This window comes from Microcoleus sp. K4-B3, assembly GCF_036704615.1.
Classification (GTDB): Bacteria; Cyanobacteriota; Cyanobacteriia; order Cyanobacteriales; family Microcoleaceae; genus Microcoleus.
Genome location: NZ_JAUBSF010000060.1, coordinates 1 through 15,196 on the forward strand (window position 1 = coordinate 1; position 15,196 = coordinate 15,196).

Consider the following 15,196-nt stretch of genomic DNA (forward strand, 5'->3'; position numbering starts at 1 on the left):
GACATACAGCAGATTGCACATTAATTATTCTCTTAGTATCCCTGATTTTGGATCATTTTTTCCTTGGATTACTCTAAGATGATAGTCGCGAAAGCCCGCTCCCCCAGGTATGGGTGTGACTCCCAATCTAACCACGAAAACCCGACTAGGAATTCGGAAGGTTGAAGCTGGTAGTAGGGCGCAATCAGAGGTTAACAACCCCAGCGCTTTTAATTAAAAAACTGTTTTTTGATTGAGAATCCGTCTTTTTTTCTGTCTTTTTTTCTCTAATTTTTACAGATATTATTCCAAAAGCTTTAATACAGTTAGGTATAGATTTGTGGGTTGGTTGCTACACAACAATATGGATATTTAAACTGTGCATTAGTTTGGGGTTTGTTTGGGCTTAAAACTTGTTTAAGTCCCGGTAGCATGAAAAAGCGATCGCCACATTCCGAGTACAGCGATCACCCAATATCAAGAAAATCCTTACCCCTACGCCTATTCTTTTAACCCATCCTCCAACAGCATCCGCACGAGATCTACTTTCTTGCTCCTTGTCTTTGCTGCCAACATCGACAGTTTACGGTGCAAAGATTCGGACATATCCACGGTAAACCTGACCGTGGCTTCTTTATCGGGTGCTTGCAGTTTACTCATTAAACTACGCTCCTTAAACAGTCGGCTGTACTCTTTACCAGAATATGAGGCAGGTTGACCACCCAAATCCCACACCGTAGCTGCTTGCCCCGAAGAATCAGCAATCACTTGTTTTTGGTGAACGACTGATTTGAGCACGGCTTGATGGTGGGTGTAAGTTTTCCAAACAACTCCATTGCTTCGCTTTTGAGCTTTGTCCCCTTCACCGCACGACTGAGAAACATCACCGCTTGGGGCGGGCCTTGTCTCACCGAATGAATCGAGCAGGGGGTGATCGCCATTTTTTCTGTCAACCAGAAAGCCTAAGCCATTTTTAAATTTATGATTTTTAGCTCAAAATTTCATCAATTTCCGAAAGCTTCTGTTGTAAAACTTGGCGCAACTCCGTCAGTTGTTCGGCGCTCGTCGAAACCATCACTACTTTCGATAACTTCTTAACCCCCCGCACCAATGTTGTGACTTCTTTCGACTCAGAAGTGACTGATTTTAGGTATTTAGCTTTGATCTGTCCCACTAACTCACGAGTTTTCGCTACCGTCAAATCTTGCTCAATCACTTGGTTAGTCGCTTCAATCCTCTCCTTCTTAGCCTGACGCTCAGAAGTCTTTAAAGTCTTCGTAGATAAAACCGTCAAAGCTAAAGCGTGCGCTCCTTTGAGCCCTAGCTGTCGAATTGCTGTCTTCAAATCCTTTGGCAGGGACAACATAGGAATCAAGTTAGCCTTCACCGAAGCGGGATTTAAAGCCAAATCCAACAAAGCTAACAGCAACTTTTCCTCCGTTTCGCTCACTCCCAAAGATTTCACTCCTTGCTGCTGTTCTTCTGTCGCAGCCGTCACGAGGGCAGCCAGTTGATGAGCCTGAGAAGAACGCTCCAAACGCCGCAAAACTGTTGAGAGTACAGTAGAAATCTCTTCAGCCTCACGACTGGTAGTGGTAGCTATTTCCTGAATAATCGCCTCAGCCTTATCCAATGGGTTGAGGTCTTCGTGATGGATAAACGTCAACAGCGCTTTGCGATGTAAATCTTGAGGCATGGGGGCAGTGACAGCCCGCATTGTTTTCCAACCCAACTGTTTAGCCGCTTCCCAACGCCGTTGTCCGTCCCACAACAAGTATCTTTCACCTTGAGGAATGACGATCAGTGGAGTAATTTGCCCGTCGTGAGCCAAACTCCGAGCCAAAGTTTGAATGCTTTCCGGTGTAATTGTCTGGCGAGGTTGGTAGTGATTGGGGTCAATTAAATCTACAGCTACTTCTAATTCACCCGACTGCGCTTTCAGTTGCTCTCGCAAAGCTGCCATTTGTTGCTCTAGCTCTGGAGATGGTGTAGCTCGCAGCCTATCTACTTCAGCTTGTAATTGGGCAATTCGTTGGGCTTGGTCAGTCGCTTGATAAGCACCCGCAAAGCGTTCGTTTATTTTAGGCAGTTTACCCATTAAAGTTTTCCTTTCTTTACTAACGTAACGAGGTCGTCAGCGATCGCTTTGAAGTCTTTGCAAGCGGGATGGGCTGGGCGGTATTTTTGTAAAGGCAGGCCGTTGGCGCTTGCATTCTTGAATTCTGAGGAATCTCGAATCTGCGGGTATAGTTTTACTCGCAGTTGTTGGGCGACTTCAGGTAACTGCTGGAGGTACTGGCGGTGAATGGCGCGACTGTTGTCATATAAGCTGGGAACTAAGCCTAAGACTGGAGGGCGTGGTTCTAGCTTTAAGTCGTCAGCAATTCCAATCAACCACTGCGTCAAGTCAGCTACACCGGAGACAGATTTCATCTCTAACTGAAGGGGAATTAGTATGCCGGTGGCGGCCGCCACTGCATTTTCGCAAATGATTCCAATGGTGGCAGGGCAGTCTAAGATCACCACATCGTGGCGTAGGGGATGGCTCTTGAAGCGATCGGCCAGCACGTATTCACCGCGTCTCCGAATGACCAAATCGCTTGCCACTTGTGCGGTAGCGGGATGACCTTGACAGATTTCGATATCGGGATGGTTCCAAGCCGAAACCAAGGGCCAATTTCCGTCGAAGTCTTTGTCAAATACTCGGACAACTGTATTTTCAACTTCTGCGCTCGGTAAGCCACAGAATACATCTAAAGCTCGTTGAGGATCGAGGTCGATTAAAGCTACTTTGAGTCCCCGTTTGCATATCTCGTAAGCGAGATGTACTGCTAACGTTGTTTTCCCAACACCGCCAGCATTGGCTAAAATTCCAATAATAATTTTCTGCTTTGCCATAACTTCACTCACAAAAGTCGTATTTTAAGATACGACAGAAAGTTTGCCTCGTCGTATTTTAAGATACGACAGAACATTTGCTTCGTTTTTTAAGATACGACTAGCAGTCAATGCCGATCGCCGATTGGTTGGAAGCGAAAGTTACTCACACGATAGTCCGCTTTTTACAGCACTTGACTCGCAATGAATCATTCCACACAAACACTGAAAAGTATCTACAGGTTTTTTGGGATCACAGCATCGACTGATAGCCAAGTTGGTCACAACTTATTTGAGATAATGGTCGGCATTCTTTCTGTTAAGTGGCAGGTTGCTGATAAGCTTGGCATGGACGACGAGAATGGGAGCGGTTGAGAGTGAGGAAATTGTGGCAACGGGGAGCGATCGCTCTGATGTTGGTAGGGATTGTTAGTGGCTGCAACCTGACAGCGCCATCGCCATCGTCTCGGCTTCCTCAAGTCGATCGCGAAAAACCAAGGGTTCAACGTCCAACGCCAAAACCAGGAACCAGAGAACCCATCAGCTCAAGCATAAATAACCGCAATTTGCTTCTGGGCAATCCCAGCAATGCAGTTGCTAGCATTGCCAGCATTGACAATTACCTGATGGTGAAGCTTCAGTACGTGATGAGCTACAACAGCAAAACTAAGACCGCTAACTGGGTTTCCTGGCAGCTCAATAAATCTTGGATTGGAGCAGCCGATCGCCAAGACAACTTCCGCCCCGACGAAGCCCTCCCGGATGCTTGGTACAAAGTCCGCCCAAACGATTACGCGGGAAGCGGTTACGACCGGGGACACATTGCACCCAGTGCCGATAGAACCCGCACCGAACCCGATAACAGCAGCACATTCCTGATGACCAACATGATGCCGCAAGTCCCAGAACTCAACAGGGGCGTGTGGGGCGACTTGGAAGATTACTGCCGCGAATTGGTGCAGCAGGGCAAGGAACTTTACATCGTAGCCGGGCCCATAGGGAAGCAAGGCGCGATCGGCAAAACACAAAAGATTGCAGTGCCGACAAAGACTTGGAAAGTCATTGTTGTCTTAGACCGACCGGGATTGGGGTTGCAGGGAATTACTAACAATACCCGGACGATTGCCGTGATGATGCCGAACGATGCCAACGTCAAAGGCCGGGGATGGAAAAGCTTTCGAGTTTCCGTGGCAAGAGTTGAACAGGAGACAAAACTGAATTTCTTATCAAACGTACCCCCGCAGGTTCAGCAAGTGATTGAGGGAAAAGTTGACAGCCAGTAAAAGCTATTGGTCAGGAATAGTTAATTGCTGTCCGGGTAAAATTAAATCCGGGTTATCTCCAATAACTTCTTGGTTTGCTAGATAAATCTGTTCCCATTCGTTGCCGTCGCCGTAGAATTGTTCGGCAATGCCGTAAAGCGTATCGCCTTCTTTGACCGTGTAAGATTGAGCCATACATTCCTCTTGGTTGATTAAAACTGCTTAAGTTTCGCTGTTTGCCCGAGCTTTTTTCTCTACCTTGAGACTGAAAAACTGTTAAGTTTCCACTACCTGAGTTGACAGCCCCGCCCAATCGCCATTTTGAGCCATCCCGACGATGTAAACATCAATCTCAATGCTGCCCACTCGGTAAACCTGCAACTGCGATAGGTTCTGCTTCAACACGCTGACCAAGTTCTGAAAGCGCTGCACCGTTTCCCGTTCCTCCCGGTCGTGCCAGTCTTCTTGTGCGGTGGCGATTGCAAAGAACTCGTCAACCGTCCGCATTTCAACGGGAGCATCGGGTGGATGGTTCGTCAGTTGCAGCAGCTTCGTCGGAGTGAGTTCTTCCTGTACCTGCCAATGAATAACCTCAAAGGGGGCGTCGGTTTCGCTGAGGAAGAGCAAGCCCTCGGAAGCTTTTTTGAGTTGGGTGGGGATGGAGTCGGTCATGGTGGCGGTTGGTTCATCAGCTTTACTGTGATTGTACAGTTGGTGTTGGCTGAAACTAAGGACTTTTTGGCAAATTCGGATCTTCGCGACAGGTTGAGAGCGGCAATGATTCGCTACCCCGAATTTCGCTAATTCTGAATCGAGCGCTATCTGTCACCACATCCATACAACCACAACCCATCCCCAAACCAAAGCTCCCATTCTTTCAGGAGATTGGAAACAAGCGTTATCAGTGAATCAAGGGCGCTTTAGGACAGTAAAGCTTTTCTCTTAACTAGCTGTCCCCTACTTCTCAAACAGACTGCTAGGCGACACTAATCGTTTGACCGTTGGTTAGACGGCTGAAATCATACTTTGTGCTACCAGCTATGAGTTCTTCAAACCCAGAGGTATTCATAATAATGCTACCCTTGGTGAAGTTTACCCCTGTTCCCGATATGCCAACGGTATAACTTCCTGACGTTAATTCCAGTGCGTCTTTACCGTTTCCGCCATCGAAATTACCACTACCAAAACCCTTGAGATAGTCTTTACCATTTCCTAAAAATACGCTACCAGTACCCTCAAAGCCTCCATCGACAATAAGGGAGTCTTTACCATTACCAGTATTAATAACACCCTGGTTGTAAATGACACCACTGCTAGTGATTATGTCGTCACCATCCCCAGTCTCAATGGCATTGAAGTTCTCAATGGCAAGGTTGGGAAGGCCTACTTCGGCAATGATCGATGCAGTAATCGAGTCGTTACCATCTCCTAAAAACACCCCGCCTGTGTTAGTAAAAATCCCCTCGGCAATGAGAGAATCTGCGCCTTCACCAGTATTGATGGTACCCCTATTCTCAATACTACCTCCATAGTAAAGGTCATATTGATCGAAAAAGCCTCCACGACCAATGATGGAGTCTGCACCATTACCACTATAAATAGTACCGTTATTGACAATACCATCGACATCGCTAGTACCAGTAATTATGTCCTCGCCATCACCAGTCGTGATGTCTTCATAATTGTAAATACCACTGCCTAAGAAGAAAGATCTAGATCCGGTATCAGTACCAGTGATTATGTCGTTGCCATTCCCAGTATTAATAGATCCCCTATTCCTAATACCCACGCTACCATCCGCGCTATTACCAATTATTATGTCGTTACCATCACCGGTAGTGATGGTGCTTAGAAAGTTGTCGGTACCGACAGCGTAAGCACTTTCCAATGCCGTACCAGTAATTAAGTCGTTGCCCTTTCCAGTATCGAGAGTGCTGTGAGATGTAAATATACCAATCCCGAACTCGCTACCGAGCTCACTAATGCTACGGGATGTGGCAGCACCTGTGATTGTGTCGTTATCATCACCAGTATTTATAATGCCAGATAAGCTTTGGATGCCTCGGCTCGAACTAAGGCCAGTGATTCTGTCGTTACCATTTCCAGTTTCAATGGTTCCTGTTGTGTTGTAAATGCCCGCACCCGCAAAAATGTCGTATTTCCTGCCGATGCCAGTAATTATGTCGTTACCATCATCGGTATGAAGTGTGCCACTGTTGTAGACGCCATGGAGATGCTCGCTAGTGCCGTTGAGAACCTCGCTGAGAATGTTTATAGGATCACCACTGATACTGTCGTTGCCAGCAAGAGTATTAGCAACACCTGTATTGAGTATTTGCTCTACCCCAGACGAGGGGACAATATCATCCTGGGCAGTAAACGTTAGATTTGAAAGTTCGATCGCCATAGGAAAACCTCCGAATTAAGAGAGAAATTAAATAATTTTAGATGTTACTGCTATATGTGTATCACAAGTTACAAGATTCTATTTATTATTTTGCATTTCTTAACAGTCAAAAGTATTTTGATGAAAAGGCTTGCTTCAACAGGTTTTATTACTTAAATTATTTCAATAATTGACGGCTATTATTCTGACAGTGAACGATTTCAACATTAGAATAAAAATGACATATTCAGCTATACACAATAGTCTTGAATCTGGAACAATGATTTATTGCCTGGGGGGGTGACAACCCGCCCTAAACCCAGAGAGCGTAAAAATTTAACCCACTTGTGGTAAAAAAAGATAGGCAGCCGAATTCTTACAAGCTAGCCTATCTCAAAAATTAATGTTACCAACATTCTATCAGACCCACTTACAAAAACAACTGACATCAGCTCAGTTTATTTTACTCACAATCTTGCTCTCCTTGATACAATCAGAGAAACAAGTGAGATTAGAGAGGCTGGCACGAGTATTTCCCTACCCAATTACTACCGAAAGTCGCCGTCGCAAATTGCAAAGATTTTTGGACTTACCTCAATTAACGCTCGCATTAATTTGGTTCCCTTTGCTCGCTTACTGGTTAACAACTTATTGCTCTGTGGGACAAACCCTATCAGTGGCGATCGATCGGACTCAATGGGGCTGTATCAATATGTTTACGATCGCCCTAATCTGGCAGAAAAGAGCCATCCCCTTAAAAAGAGTGTTTGTTACCAAAATTAAGCAGCAGTAACTTACAAGAACAAACCCTCGCTCTCGAACAAGTTTTACCCTTGTTTTAGGAATATAAACTTATCGTTTTGGGCTACCGTGAATTTTGTTCGGTAGACTTAGGAAACTAGCCGGGAGCAATGGGTGTATCTTTTTGTTTAAGGCTGAAAAAGAATCATTGTATTGAAACAAAAAACTTAATCTGGCAACGCTTAGACCAATTAGGAGCAGTACCCGGAACTTCGTTGTACTTTCAAGGAGTGAGGGTAAGAAAAACTCAACCCGTAGCAGGATTTGATATCGCCTGTAAATGGAAACGCAACTACCCTTGGATTAAAAGTAAAAGACGCCTGGTTTATTCTCACAGATTTGGGTTCATTGCCAGTAGCGCTCTCCGCTTATAAAGAGCGAATGGGAATTGAAGAAATGTTCCGAGATTGCAAGAGTGGAGGTTATAATCTAGAAGGGAATGGTTTAAGGGGAGACCGACTGATTAAGATGATTTTGTTAATGGCTATCGCCTACACTTCCGCGATATTTCAAGGCATTGAAATTCAGAAAAAGCAGGTACAAAAATATGTATCTCGCCGCTCCTAACCGAGAAAAAAACACCGTAGACGGAGTACATTTGGCGTTGGCTTCGATGGAGAACAGTGGGTTAATTATCTCGATTGGCATTCATTATAAATTCAACAGTTAATGAAGTTAACTCGAAATAAACGTCGCTTTTATCAACAGGGTATACGGGCTGCAACCCTTATTGCGTCTATCTCCTAAACCTCTTTGTCACCCCCCAGATTTATTGCGCTTCAGTTTAACAGGATTTGAACAAATTGCCAGCCCAAACAGAGTATAGAACTTGCTATGTGTGTTGCTAAAAATACATCATCATTATCTAGGGTTTGCTGAATAATTAATCGCGTTCTCAAGACCAAAAACAATCGATATATTCAAGTCAAATTAAGTAAAAGTCTTGGCTAATTTAACTCTTACGGGCTATCCGTGTATTGCGGTTAGTGCGTCTTATCGGTTCGCTCGATTACGGGATGGGTGCACTTCGGGCGAGCATTGGTCATCGTGGCTTTGGTTACAACAACCTTGGCAACTTTCTTTGTCGGTCACGATATCGATCGCCTTCAATCTCCCTCAACTTCCATCTCCAACTGATACACACGCAAACTGGAATGTTCGCCAATCAATTGCCAGCAATATCCCTCAACTGTGGGAGTGGGTCGCGCTCCTTGGCGGTACAGGAATATCGGTTCGTTTCTCATTAATGCGGTGAATATCTCCCGCTCTCTGTCTTTGCCGTCATCCCAAATAAGGTGAGATTTGCCAAAATATCCAGCGCCCATCAAGCTAGCAAAGAGCCATTCCATGAGAGCTTGCTGCTCGTCTTGGGTCAGCATGGATTCACCGTAAGTGTCGATTATGGGTGTTTTTGATTTGGGCTTGAGTGATGCGATGAGGGCGGTGGCGAGGTTGATGTACTTTTTCATTGGTGGGTAGAGATGCGTCTAGTTCTAGTTAGTTGGGATGGAAGATATTGTGCGGCCGATCGCACTTTCGGATCTCGACCAGTTAGAGAGCGTTTTTAAGACTTATCAACCAAACGACCGAATTGACAGCCAACAAAAAGGTATAAAAAATATAGATTGACGGAGCGCGCATAGCTCTCCACAAAGAAGGCATTTTAAATGTTTTTAATGAACCGAGCGGGTGAACTAGACCTCCCGGTAGAGAACGGGTATTAAAACTTTCATCTAAAGCTCTTTCATCATTCAAGAATTCGGTAACGGCAGCGGCTCTTTGCATATAATAAAATTGCACCCTCCAGTAGGTAGCTTCTAAAAACCAAAAACCAAAAATTATAACGTACCCCAGCGGAACCAGCGCCTCTATTTTACTGGCAAACACCCAACCAATTAAGGCTACCCAAATGGTAATTGCCGCCGTTTTTACCTGCTGCAAAATTGTACTGAAGTTAGCTATCTTTTTCTCTAGTTCTTCTGCTCCTTTTTGCAGCATGGCTAACTGAAATTCAAATCGATCCATGTTTTGTTCGGGGATGACTGATTGTTCCTATATGGTTTCTAACTTTAAAATACTAAATTCCAGCAGCTTCACTTTCCGAACGGTTGCCCCCAATATTGCCAGCACTCCTTATTAAAAGGCGACTTCCACTTATAAATAAGCTCTGATTCTAACTGTAACCGCTGCTTTCGATTACTCGGCGCTCCGTACCAAAATGCGATACCCACAGCCACATCCAAGGAATAACGCCGATGCAGTTCGATGTAATTGCCAGCGTAGTTGTAGCAGTAGTGGTTCGCCCAGCGCTGTTTCGGTGTTCGGTGCGTTTCTCCTACGTACAGCAGCAGGGGCAGCGCGTTGTCGATAACGAAGTAGAGGGAAGTACGATCGCCCCAATCCGGTTTCTCACAGAATGAGAGATTGTGCAGTTCAAGAGCAAAGGGGTCTATGCTGTTGGGGTCACAGGCATTGGGTGCGAGCTCGAATAAGTTTCCCTGTCGCGGTGGTTCGGAAGCAGCAGATTGTTGATGTTCGAGGATGCGTTGTTTCCAGGAATGCAGAGCCTCAGAACTCATCGTTAGTTGAGAAGATTTCAGGACTCTGGGTTTGGGTTTAAATTCAGGAAAAAGTTCGAGTTGCGCCACGGCTTCAAAAGATTAGTTGGACGATTGCTGCGGTAAGTTTAGCTCAATGAAATTCTGCCAAACCCCACACTCCCAGTAGTAATGTCTCCAAATATGGAACTGCTACTGTCACAATTATATCAAACTAACACTGATTCTTGAAAAAACTAGATAATTCATGAATGTAATCAACAAAATCTAGAGATACTGTCACAGATTTCTTGCTTTTCGATGTCAAGGAAAGTTTATTTAACCAAGTTTCAGAAACCGTTGCATTCACGTTGCCTATCTATTCGCTCGATTCTTAGCAGTTTATGAAGAAATGCTACGTCAGCTTTGGCGCTTCTTACGGGCTGACAATCCAGGAACAAGGAAAATCATGCTTCGCTTTGGGGTGATGAGGTTTTGGCTCTCTAACTATGAGAATCTATGCTCATCATTCTTTATCAATCTCCGAAAAAGTTGAATGCAAAATATCGGGACGTTCGACTTGTTCCAGACTTTCGGAAACTCCATTGGAAAACTCATGAATCTAGAGGAATTAGTAAGGTTTCTGAAATATGAAACTGACCTCGACACATTTTTTGATTCCACTGCTGAATACTATTTTCAGAACCAAGTGCTTCCTTCACCAACTGAAGCTCAAAGGATAAAAATAGCTCTGGCAATAAGCGACCAGATAGAAGGCAAACACCCGCAAAGTACCGATGCAACGTATCTAGCAGTATATAAAATTGCAGAATCTGTTTAACTACTGACCACTGACCTCTCATTCTACTGGGAGGTCAGAACTCATACTAACCCTCAAACACATGGCAAGAGATTTAAGTGCTTACAATGTACCAGCCAACTGCTGCTATTCCTGCCCGTTTGGTGGGAAGAAACCGATCGAACTCACCCCAGATCGACTGGCTTATTATTACGACCAACTCCTCAATGGTGGCTCCCAGCACTTATGCCATAGCGCAGAAAAAACTATTTGCCGAGGCGGACGAACTATCCAACTCCGATGGTTTTGTTTGATTGGTATCATTGAAGAACCTACCGATGAAGCTTTCAATCAAGCTGTTGCAGAAGTTGAATTGAAGAGAAACAAAAACGATAGAAACGGTGGAAACGATGGAAACACAGAAAACATCTCAGAAACACATTGATTTGTTTCTGAAACCCAAAGATTGTTTCTTCTTGTACAATCCCTCTAATTGGTGTCCTGGCTGGGCGAACGGTCAAATTGAGCTTCCCATCCCTACTAGCTATTCCCGTTGCTTGACTTTGGTTCGTAATGCTGAAGGTGGCTGTCATTGGGTTCCTACCAATAAAGTTGCCATTCGTGGGGAAAATCATCGTCAAACTCATCTTTTTGAGACTTACGCAGCAAATGCTTTCGATTGGGAGAAAATCAACAGGTTTAAGCCAATTGTTTGGTAATTCTATGGAAACCTTAAAAATTACTCAAGAACACATTACTTGGTTTGCTGAACCAAAAGACTGTTTCTTTCACTATGGAAATGTTTGGTGTCCGGGTTGGGCGATCGGTCAAATTGAACTTCCGATCGTTCCCTGTTACTCCCGTTCCTTTACCTTAGTTCGAGATTGTAGTGGCGAAAGTCATTGGTTTCCTGCCAACAAGGTTTTGTTTCGCGGTGACAGTCATTTATTTGACAGTTACATCGGAAATACTTTCGATTGGACGAGAATCAACACTTTCAAGCCTCTTGTTTCCTAGTTTCTTACCTAACAGCAGCGGTTTACCAGTTCGCTACTGGTTTTTTTATGCTCAATTCCCCCGTTTCCAATGCTAATGCTGATTTACCTTCTTTGATTCAGCAAAGATTTGTTATCTGTTACGCCTATTATTCGCTGGGTGCTGCCACCGAACATGGTAGTATTCTGTTCTTGGCTAACTATGAAAATCCTGAATGGATTACTGATTTTGAACAAGCCTACTTCTTTGAGTGTAAGGAAAAAGCAGAACAAGTAGTGGCGACTCTACAGGACAACTTTAAAGTTAATAATTTCCCCAAAGATTCTGTCTCTATTATTTTAGTTAATTGGTCAGAACCCGATTAACACTTTTGGCTTTTATCTCTATAACAAATGGGGATAAAAGTCAACTTTTTAGTGTATGAACTCAAAAACAGAAAAGGGATATAAGCTAAAAAATAATTTATTAGTTGATTACTGACATGGTGTTAACAGCAGGACTAGCAACAAAACTACTGCGCCAAACGATCGCCGATTACAATTTCTGGCCTCAATCTGAAGGCGATTCATTGCTGTCGATTAAAAGGGCAAAGCAGCCATTTGATGACGCAGCTATTCTCTCCAGGGATGCTTCAATGCGGAGAGCTGCAATCAAGGCGCTCAATCCCGAAGCTCCTACTTACAAACCTCCGGCAAATCGAACAATTTCTAATCAAACCCTTGATGAACTCTTCCAGCCTTTGATTAGAAATGCGCTGGTCGAGTTAGGGGCAGTTACTCAGAACCAAGGGTTGACAATGGAGGGAACTGTTCCGGCAGAGGCGGTTTTTGGCATTTTGATGCCGATCGAAGCTATCGAATATCTGACTGAACTTTACCAAGTTTTCAGCCAGCTACAAAACCCCAAAGTTATCCGGGTTTCTGATGATGCTAGTCCCACTCCCGACGCTTACACCAGTCTGATGATTGTCGGAGAGTCAATGGAACTTGAGGTTATTATCGCTCAGACTCTTTTGATTCAAACCTGATTCCCCACCAGACGCGGGATTGTTAAGCGCGAAACCCAAATTCTTCTCTCTCAAAGCTAGTTTCAGCCTTGCTTCAGTAATCTCTTTCTTGGTACGCCGATGCCAAGAAAGGGATTGTTTGTCTATCAAATTTTAGGCGGTTAAGCTAATGCCAATTAGAATCACATCTCCCACTCAACCCAGCATTCAAGTCGGAGGATTGCCCTATTCTCTCCCCGTTACGGCAGTCACTGACACTAACACCAATACCGATGTTCGTTTCAAATTGAATGGTGTAGTTGTTGGGACAGATACCACAGCCACAAATGTAGGAACTACTGCTGCACCTATCTATCAATTTGGAATGTCGATTCCAATTAATACCGCAGGTGTTCACCTAATTGAAGTCGAGGATATTTCTGGAACAGCTCCAGTTACAGTTCGATCGACCGCTCAAATCAATTTTGAAGTCAAGGTCAATGCTCCCACAATTTTACTCCGTGCTCCTGTTCTTTACTCAGGGCAAACCGTCGTAGTTGCTGATGTTCAACACATCCCAACCAATGCCTTCATTCGGTTCAAATTGAATGGAGTTGTCATCAAAGAATCTCCCTGGGTTCCATTCGAGACACCCATCACACAAAATGGAACTCTCATTGCTGATTTGATGCTCGGCACCAGTATTTTGGCCACCGCCACTCGCGAAGTTGCTCTCATTCCTCCCGAACCTGCCATTGTTGGGCCTCAAGGTCCGATCGGTCCTCCTGGCCCTCAAGGTGAACCCGGCCCGAAAGGTGACAAAGGCGATCGTGGTGATGTTGGCGTTCCCGGTGCCAACGGTATGGACGGCGCTCCCGGCCCGGCTGGCGCTCAAGGAATTCCAGGGATTCCAGGCTCTCAAGGGATGCAAGGCATTCAAGGCGTTCCGGGTGTTGATGGTTTACCCGGTGCCGCTGGTGCTACCGGCCCGGTTGGTGAAAAAGGCGATCGCGGTGAACCCGGTTTGCCAGGTATCCCCGGCGCTAAAGGTGACAAAGGCGATCGTGGCGACACCGGGCCTCAAGGACTTCAAGGAATTCCGGGCGCAGTTGGCGCAGCAGGCAGCAGCGGTGAAAAAGGCGAACCCGGCGCTCAAGGTAGCCAGGGGTTACAAGGCGCACCGGGCCCGATCGGACTTACCGGCCCTCAAGGAAATCCCGGCATTCAAGGCGTTCTCGGTGAAAGAGGTTTACCAGGTGAACCGGGCGCTCAAGGTAGTCAAGGTTTACAAGGAATTCCCGGCGCTGCGGGTTCTAAAGGCGATCGCGGTGAACCAGGTTTGGTCGGGCCTCCAGGGATTCAAGGCGAAAAAGGCGATCGAGGTGAGCAAGGTTTAGTTGGCGCTACAGGTTCTCAAGGTCAGACAGGATTAACCGGCCCGAAAGGCGATCGGGGTGAACAAGGAATTCCAGGCGTACCGGGTGAAATTGGACCCGTCGGCGCTGCTGGAGCGGTAGGTGCGACGGGAGCTCAAGGGCCTCAAGGAATTCGAGGTGAACAAGGGCGACCCGGCTTGATTTGGCGCGGGAACTGGAACGCGACGACGAACTACGCCATGTTTGATGCCGTTGCTTATAACGGCAGCAGCTATATTGCCAACGCCCCGAACGTCAACTCTCAACCGCCGTCGATTGCCTGGACTTTGGGAGCAAAACAAGGCGACCAAGGTATTCAAGGAATTCCCGGAGCCAAAGGAGATACCGGAGCGCAAGGTCAGACCGGATTAACTGGCTCAACGGGAATGCAAGGCGCACCGGGCCCCGTTGGAATGCAAGGGCCTCAAGGTCTTAAAGGAGATACGGGAACTGCCGGCCCGCTCGGACTTACCGGCCCCAAAGGAGACGTTGGAGCAACTGGAGCAACTGGTGCAACTGGAGCGCAAGGAATTCCCGGCCCGAAAGGTGATATCGGAGCGAAAGGTGATGTTGGGTCACAAGGAATTCCCGGTGCTGCTGGCCCGATCGGTTCTGCCGGCCCTAAAGGTGAGGTTGGCGCAACAGGTGCGACCGGAGCCACTGGTGCTCAGGGTGTTGCTGGCCCTAAAGGTGATGTCGGCGCGAATGGTGCAACTGGGCCTCAAGGGATTCAAGGCATTGCTGGTGCTGTGGGGCCGATCGGACCGAAAGGAGACACGGGAGCCACCGGACCAGCCGGGCCAGCAGCAATTGTTTGGTCAACACCAGTATCGTTACCTCTATCAGGAGGAGTAACAGGCAGTGTAACTTATCAAACCTGTGGGAAATTGGTTCGACTTAACGTGGATGTGGTTATTACTTATAGCAACATTTCAGGAATGATAATTTGTGGAAATATGCCGAACACTATCTTTAATAATTGGTTCCATTCCACAGCAATGATTTTCCGACCTGATTTAACAATTGCTGCAACAGGACAATGGGGCTTAATGAGATATCAACCAAATAACCGAGAATTAGCGTTGATGTTTGACAAAATCGTCAATGAAACTGTGCGATGTGTCAGCAATTTCATAATGGCAGTTAACTAAGAAAAACG

At 45.8% G+C, this 15,196-nt stretch carries 18 protein-coding genes and 1 pseudogene; 9 read left to right on the forward strand and 10 right to left on the reverse strand.

The window, feature by feature from the left end; translation table 11 throughout:
* Positions 1-480: 480 nt before the first annotated feature.
* The 3 genes from QUA78_RS21920 to QUA78_RS21930 form a co-directional block, all read right to left on the reverse strand.
* Positions 481-777, reverse strand: a complete 297-nt coding sequence (locus tag QUA78_RS21920; RefSeq protein WP_333301622.1) for a hypothetical protein — start codon at positions 775-777, stop codon at positions 481-483.
* Between the two features lie 190 nt (positions 778-967).
* The gene (locus tag QUA78_RS21925) at positions 968-2,077 is read right to left on the reverse strand and encodes a ParB/RepB/Spo0J family partition protein (RefSeq protein WP_333301621.1); all 1,110 of its coding nucleotides are present in this window, start codon (positions 2,075-2,077) and stop codon (positions 968-970) included.
* The gene (locus QUA78_RS21930) at positions 2,077-2,877 is read right to left on the reverse strand and encodes a ParA family protein (RefSeq protein WP_333301620.1); all 801 of its coding nucleotides are present in this window, start codon (positions 2,875-2,877) and stop codon (positions 2,077-2,079) included. Before QUA78_RS21930 ends, QUA78_RS21925 begins: the two co-directional genes overlap by 1 nt.
* A 356-nt stretch (positions 2,878-3,233) precedes the next feature.
* Between QUA78_RS21930 and QUA78_RS21935 the strand changes: the two genes are divergently transcribed.
* Positions 3,234-4,139, forward strand: a complete 906-nt coding sequence (locus tag QUA78_RS21935; protein ID WP_333301619.1) for a DNA/RNA non-specific endonuclease — start codon at positions 3,234-3,236, stop codon at positions 4,137-4,139.
* A gap of 3 nt (positions 4,140-4,142) precedes the next feature.
* Here QUA78_RS21935 and QUA78_RS21940 read toward each other — a convergent pair whose 3' ends face one another.
* The 4 genes and pseudogenes from QUA78_RS21940 to QUA78_RS21955 form a co-directional block, all read right to left on the reverse strand.
* Entirely contained in the window at positions 4,143-4,313 is a 171-nt protein-coding gene (locus tag QUA78_RS21940; protein ID WP_333301618.1) for a LysM peptidoglycan-binding domain-containing protein, read from the reverse strand.
* An 81-nt stretch (positions 4,314-4,394) separates the two neighbouring features.
* A complete protein-coding gene (locus QUA78_RS21945) occupies positions 4,395-4,790 on the reverse strand; it encodes a nuclease A inhibitor family protein (RefSeq protein WP_333301617.1) in 396 nt (131 codons plus the stop codon).
* A gap of 55 nt (positions 4,791-4,845) precedes the next feature.
* Positions 4,846-4,980, reverse strand: a pseudogene (locus QUA78_RS21950) (DUF4087 domain-containing protein); the annotation flags it as partial.
* A 114-nt stretch (positions 4,981-5,094) separates the two neighbouring features.
* Positions 5,095-6,525, reverse strand: coding sequence for a hypothetical protein (locus QUA78_RS21955; protein WP_333301615.1), 1,431 nt, complete (start codon positions 6,523-6,525; stop codon positions 5,095-5,097).
* A gap of 382 nt (positions 6,526-6,907) precedes the next feature.
* On the opposite strand from QUA78_RS21955, the gene QUA78_RS21960 reads away from it, so the two are divergent.
* Both QUA78_RS21960 and QUA78_RS21965 read left to right on the forward strand, forming a co-directional pair.
* On the forward strand, positions 6,908-7,297 hold the full coding sequence (locus QUA78_RS21960) for a hypothetical protein (protein WP_333301614.1): 390 nt from the start codon (positions 6,908-6,910) through the stop codon (positions 7,295-7,297).
* Between the two features lie 272 nt (positions 7,298-7,569).
* On the forward strand, positions 7,570-7,872 hold the full coding sequence (locus tag QUA78_RS21965; RefSeq protein WP_333301613.1) for a hypothetical protein: 303 nt from the start codon (positions 7,570-7,572) through the stop codon (positions 7,870-7,872).
* A gap of 539 nt (positions 7,873-8,411) precedes the next feature.
* On the opposite strand, the gene QUA78_RS21970 is transcribed toward QUA78_RS21965, so the two are convergent.
* The 3 genes from QUA78_RS21970 to QUA78_RS21980 all read right to left on the reverse strand — a co-directional run bounded on the left by QUA78_RS21970 (position 8,412) and on the right by QUA78_RS21980 (position 9,884).
* Complete coding sequence (locus tag QUA78_RS21970; protein WP_333301612.1) at positions 8,412-8,774, reverse strand: hypothetical protein; 363 nt, start codon at positions 8,772-8,774, stop codon at positions 8,412-8,414.
* Positions 8,775-8,856: 82 nt separating this feature from the next.
* Positions 8,857-9,330, reverse strand: a complete 474-nt coding sequence (locus QUA78_RS21975) for a hypothetical protein (RefSeq protein WP_333301611.1) — start codon at positions 9,328-9,330, stop codon at positions 8,857-8,859.
* A gap of 68 nt (positions 9,331-9,398) precedes the next feature.
* Positions 9,399-9,884, reverse strand: a complete 486-nt coding sequence (locus tag QUA78_RS21980; RefSeq protein ID WP_333399014.1) for a GIY-YIG nuclease family protein — start codon at positions 9,882-9,884, stop codon at positions 9,399-9,401.
* Between the two features lie 574 nt (positions 9,885-10,458).
* Here QUA78_RS21980 and QUA78_RS21985 point away from each other — a divergent pair.
* From QUA78_RS21985 to QUA78_RS22010, 6 genes are all read left to right on the forward strand, one after another.
* The gene (locus tag QUA78_RS21985; RefSeq protein WP_333301609.1) at positions 10,459-10,683 is read left to right on the forward strand and encodes a hypothetical protein; all 225 of its coding nucleotides are present in this window, start codon (positions 10,459-10,461) and stop codon (positions 10,681-10,683) included.
* Between the two features lie 61 nt (positions 10,684-10,744).
* The gene (locus QUA78_RS21990) at positions 10,745-11,086 is read left to right on the forward strand and encodes a hypothetical protein (RefSeq protein WP_333301608.1); all 342 of its coding nucleotides are present in this window, start codon (positions 10,745-10,747) and stop codon (positions 11,084-11,086) included.
* A 278-nt stretch (positions 11,087-11,364) separates the two neighbouring features.
* A complete protein-coding gene (locus QUA78_RS21995; RefSeq protein WP_333301606.1) occupies positions 11,365-11,658 on the forward strand; it encodes a hypothetical protein in 294 nt (97 codons plus the stop codon).
* Complete coding sequence (locus tag QUA78_RS22000; protein ID WP_333399015.1) at positions 11,619-12,002, forward strand: hypothetical protein; 384 nt, start codon at positions 11,619-11,621, stop codon at positions 12,000-12,002. Before QUA78_RS21995 ends, QUA78_RS22000 begins: the two co-directional genes overlap by 40 nt.
* A gap of 116 nt (positions 12,003-12,118) precedes the next feature.
* The gene (locus QUA78_RS22005) at positions 12,119-12,664 is read left to right on the forward strand and encodes a hypothetical protein (RefSeq protein ID WP_333301604.1); all 546 of its coding nucleotides are present in this window, start codon (positions 12,119-12,121) and stop codon (positions 12,662-12,664) included.
* A gap of 148 nt (positions 12,665-12,812) precedes the next feature.
* Positions 12,813-15,188 carry a hypothetical protein gene (locus tag QUA78_RS22010; RefSeq protein ID WP_333301603.1) on the forward strand — a complete coding sequence of 792 codons (2,376 nt, stop codon included), beginning with the start codon at positions 12,813-12,815 and terminating at the stop codon, positions 15,186-15,188.
* The last annotated feature ends 8 nt before the right edge of the window (positions 15,189-15,196 follow it).

Bases quoted from the DNA above. Each gene is read 5' to 3' on its own strand.
- QUA78_RS21970 (WP_333301612.1), bottom strand. From the start codon at position 8,774: ATGAAAAAGTACATCAACCTCGCCACCGCCCTCATCGCATCACTCAAG.
- QUA78_RS21925 (WP_333301621.1), bottom strand. From the start codon at position 2,077: ATGGGTAAACTGCCTAAAATAAACGAACGCTTTGCGGGTGCTTATCAA.
- QUA78_RS21945 (WP_333301617.1), bottom strand. From the start codon at position 4,790: ATGACCGACTCCATCCCCACCCAACTCAAAAAAGCTTCCGAGGGCTTG.
- QUA78_RS21995 (WP_333301606.1), top strand. From the start codon at position 11,365: ATGGAAACCTTAAAAATTACTCAAGAACACATTACTTGGTTTGCTGAA.
- QUA78_RS21940 (WP_333301618.1), bottom strand. From the start codon at position 4,313: ATGGCTCAATCTTACACGGTCAAAGAAGGCGATACGCTTTACGGCATT.
- QUA78_RS22010 (WP_333301603.1), top strand. From the start codon at position 12,813: ATGCCAATTAGAATCACATCTCCCACTCAACCCAGCATTCAAGTCGGA.
- QUA78_RS21990 (WP_333301608.1), top strand. From the start codon at position 10,745: ATGGCAAGAGATTTAAGTGCTTACAATGTACCAGCCAACTGCTGCTAT.
- QUA78_RS21955 (WP_333301615.1), bottom strand. From the start codon at position 6,525: ATGGCGATCGAACTTTCAAATCTAACGTTTACTGCCCAGGATGATATT.
- QUA78_RS22005 (WP_333301604.1), top strand. From the start codon at position 12,119: ATGGTGTTAACAGCAGGACTAGCAACAAAACTACTGCGCCAAACGATC.
- QUA78_RS21960 (WP_333301614.1), top strand. From the start codon at position 6,908: ATGTTACCAACATTCTATCAGACCCACTTACAAAAACAACTGACATCA.
- QUA78_RS21985 (WP_333301609.1), top strand. From the start codon at position 10,459: ATGAATCTAGAGGAATTAGTAAGGTTTCTGAAATATGAAACTGACCTC.
- QUA78_RS21975 (WP_333301611.1), bottom strand. From the start codon at position 9,330: ATGGATCGATTTGAATTTCAGTTAGCCATGCTGCAAAAAGGAGCAGAA.
- QUA78_RS21930 (WP_333301620.1), bottom strand. From the start codon at position 2,877: ATGGCAAAGCAGAAAATTATTATTGGAATTTTAGCCAATGCTGGCGGT.
- QUA78_RS21980 (WP_333399014.1), bottom strand. From the start codon at position 9,884: ATGAGTTCTGAGGCTCTGCATTCCTGGAAACAACGCATCCTCGAACAT.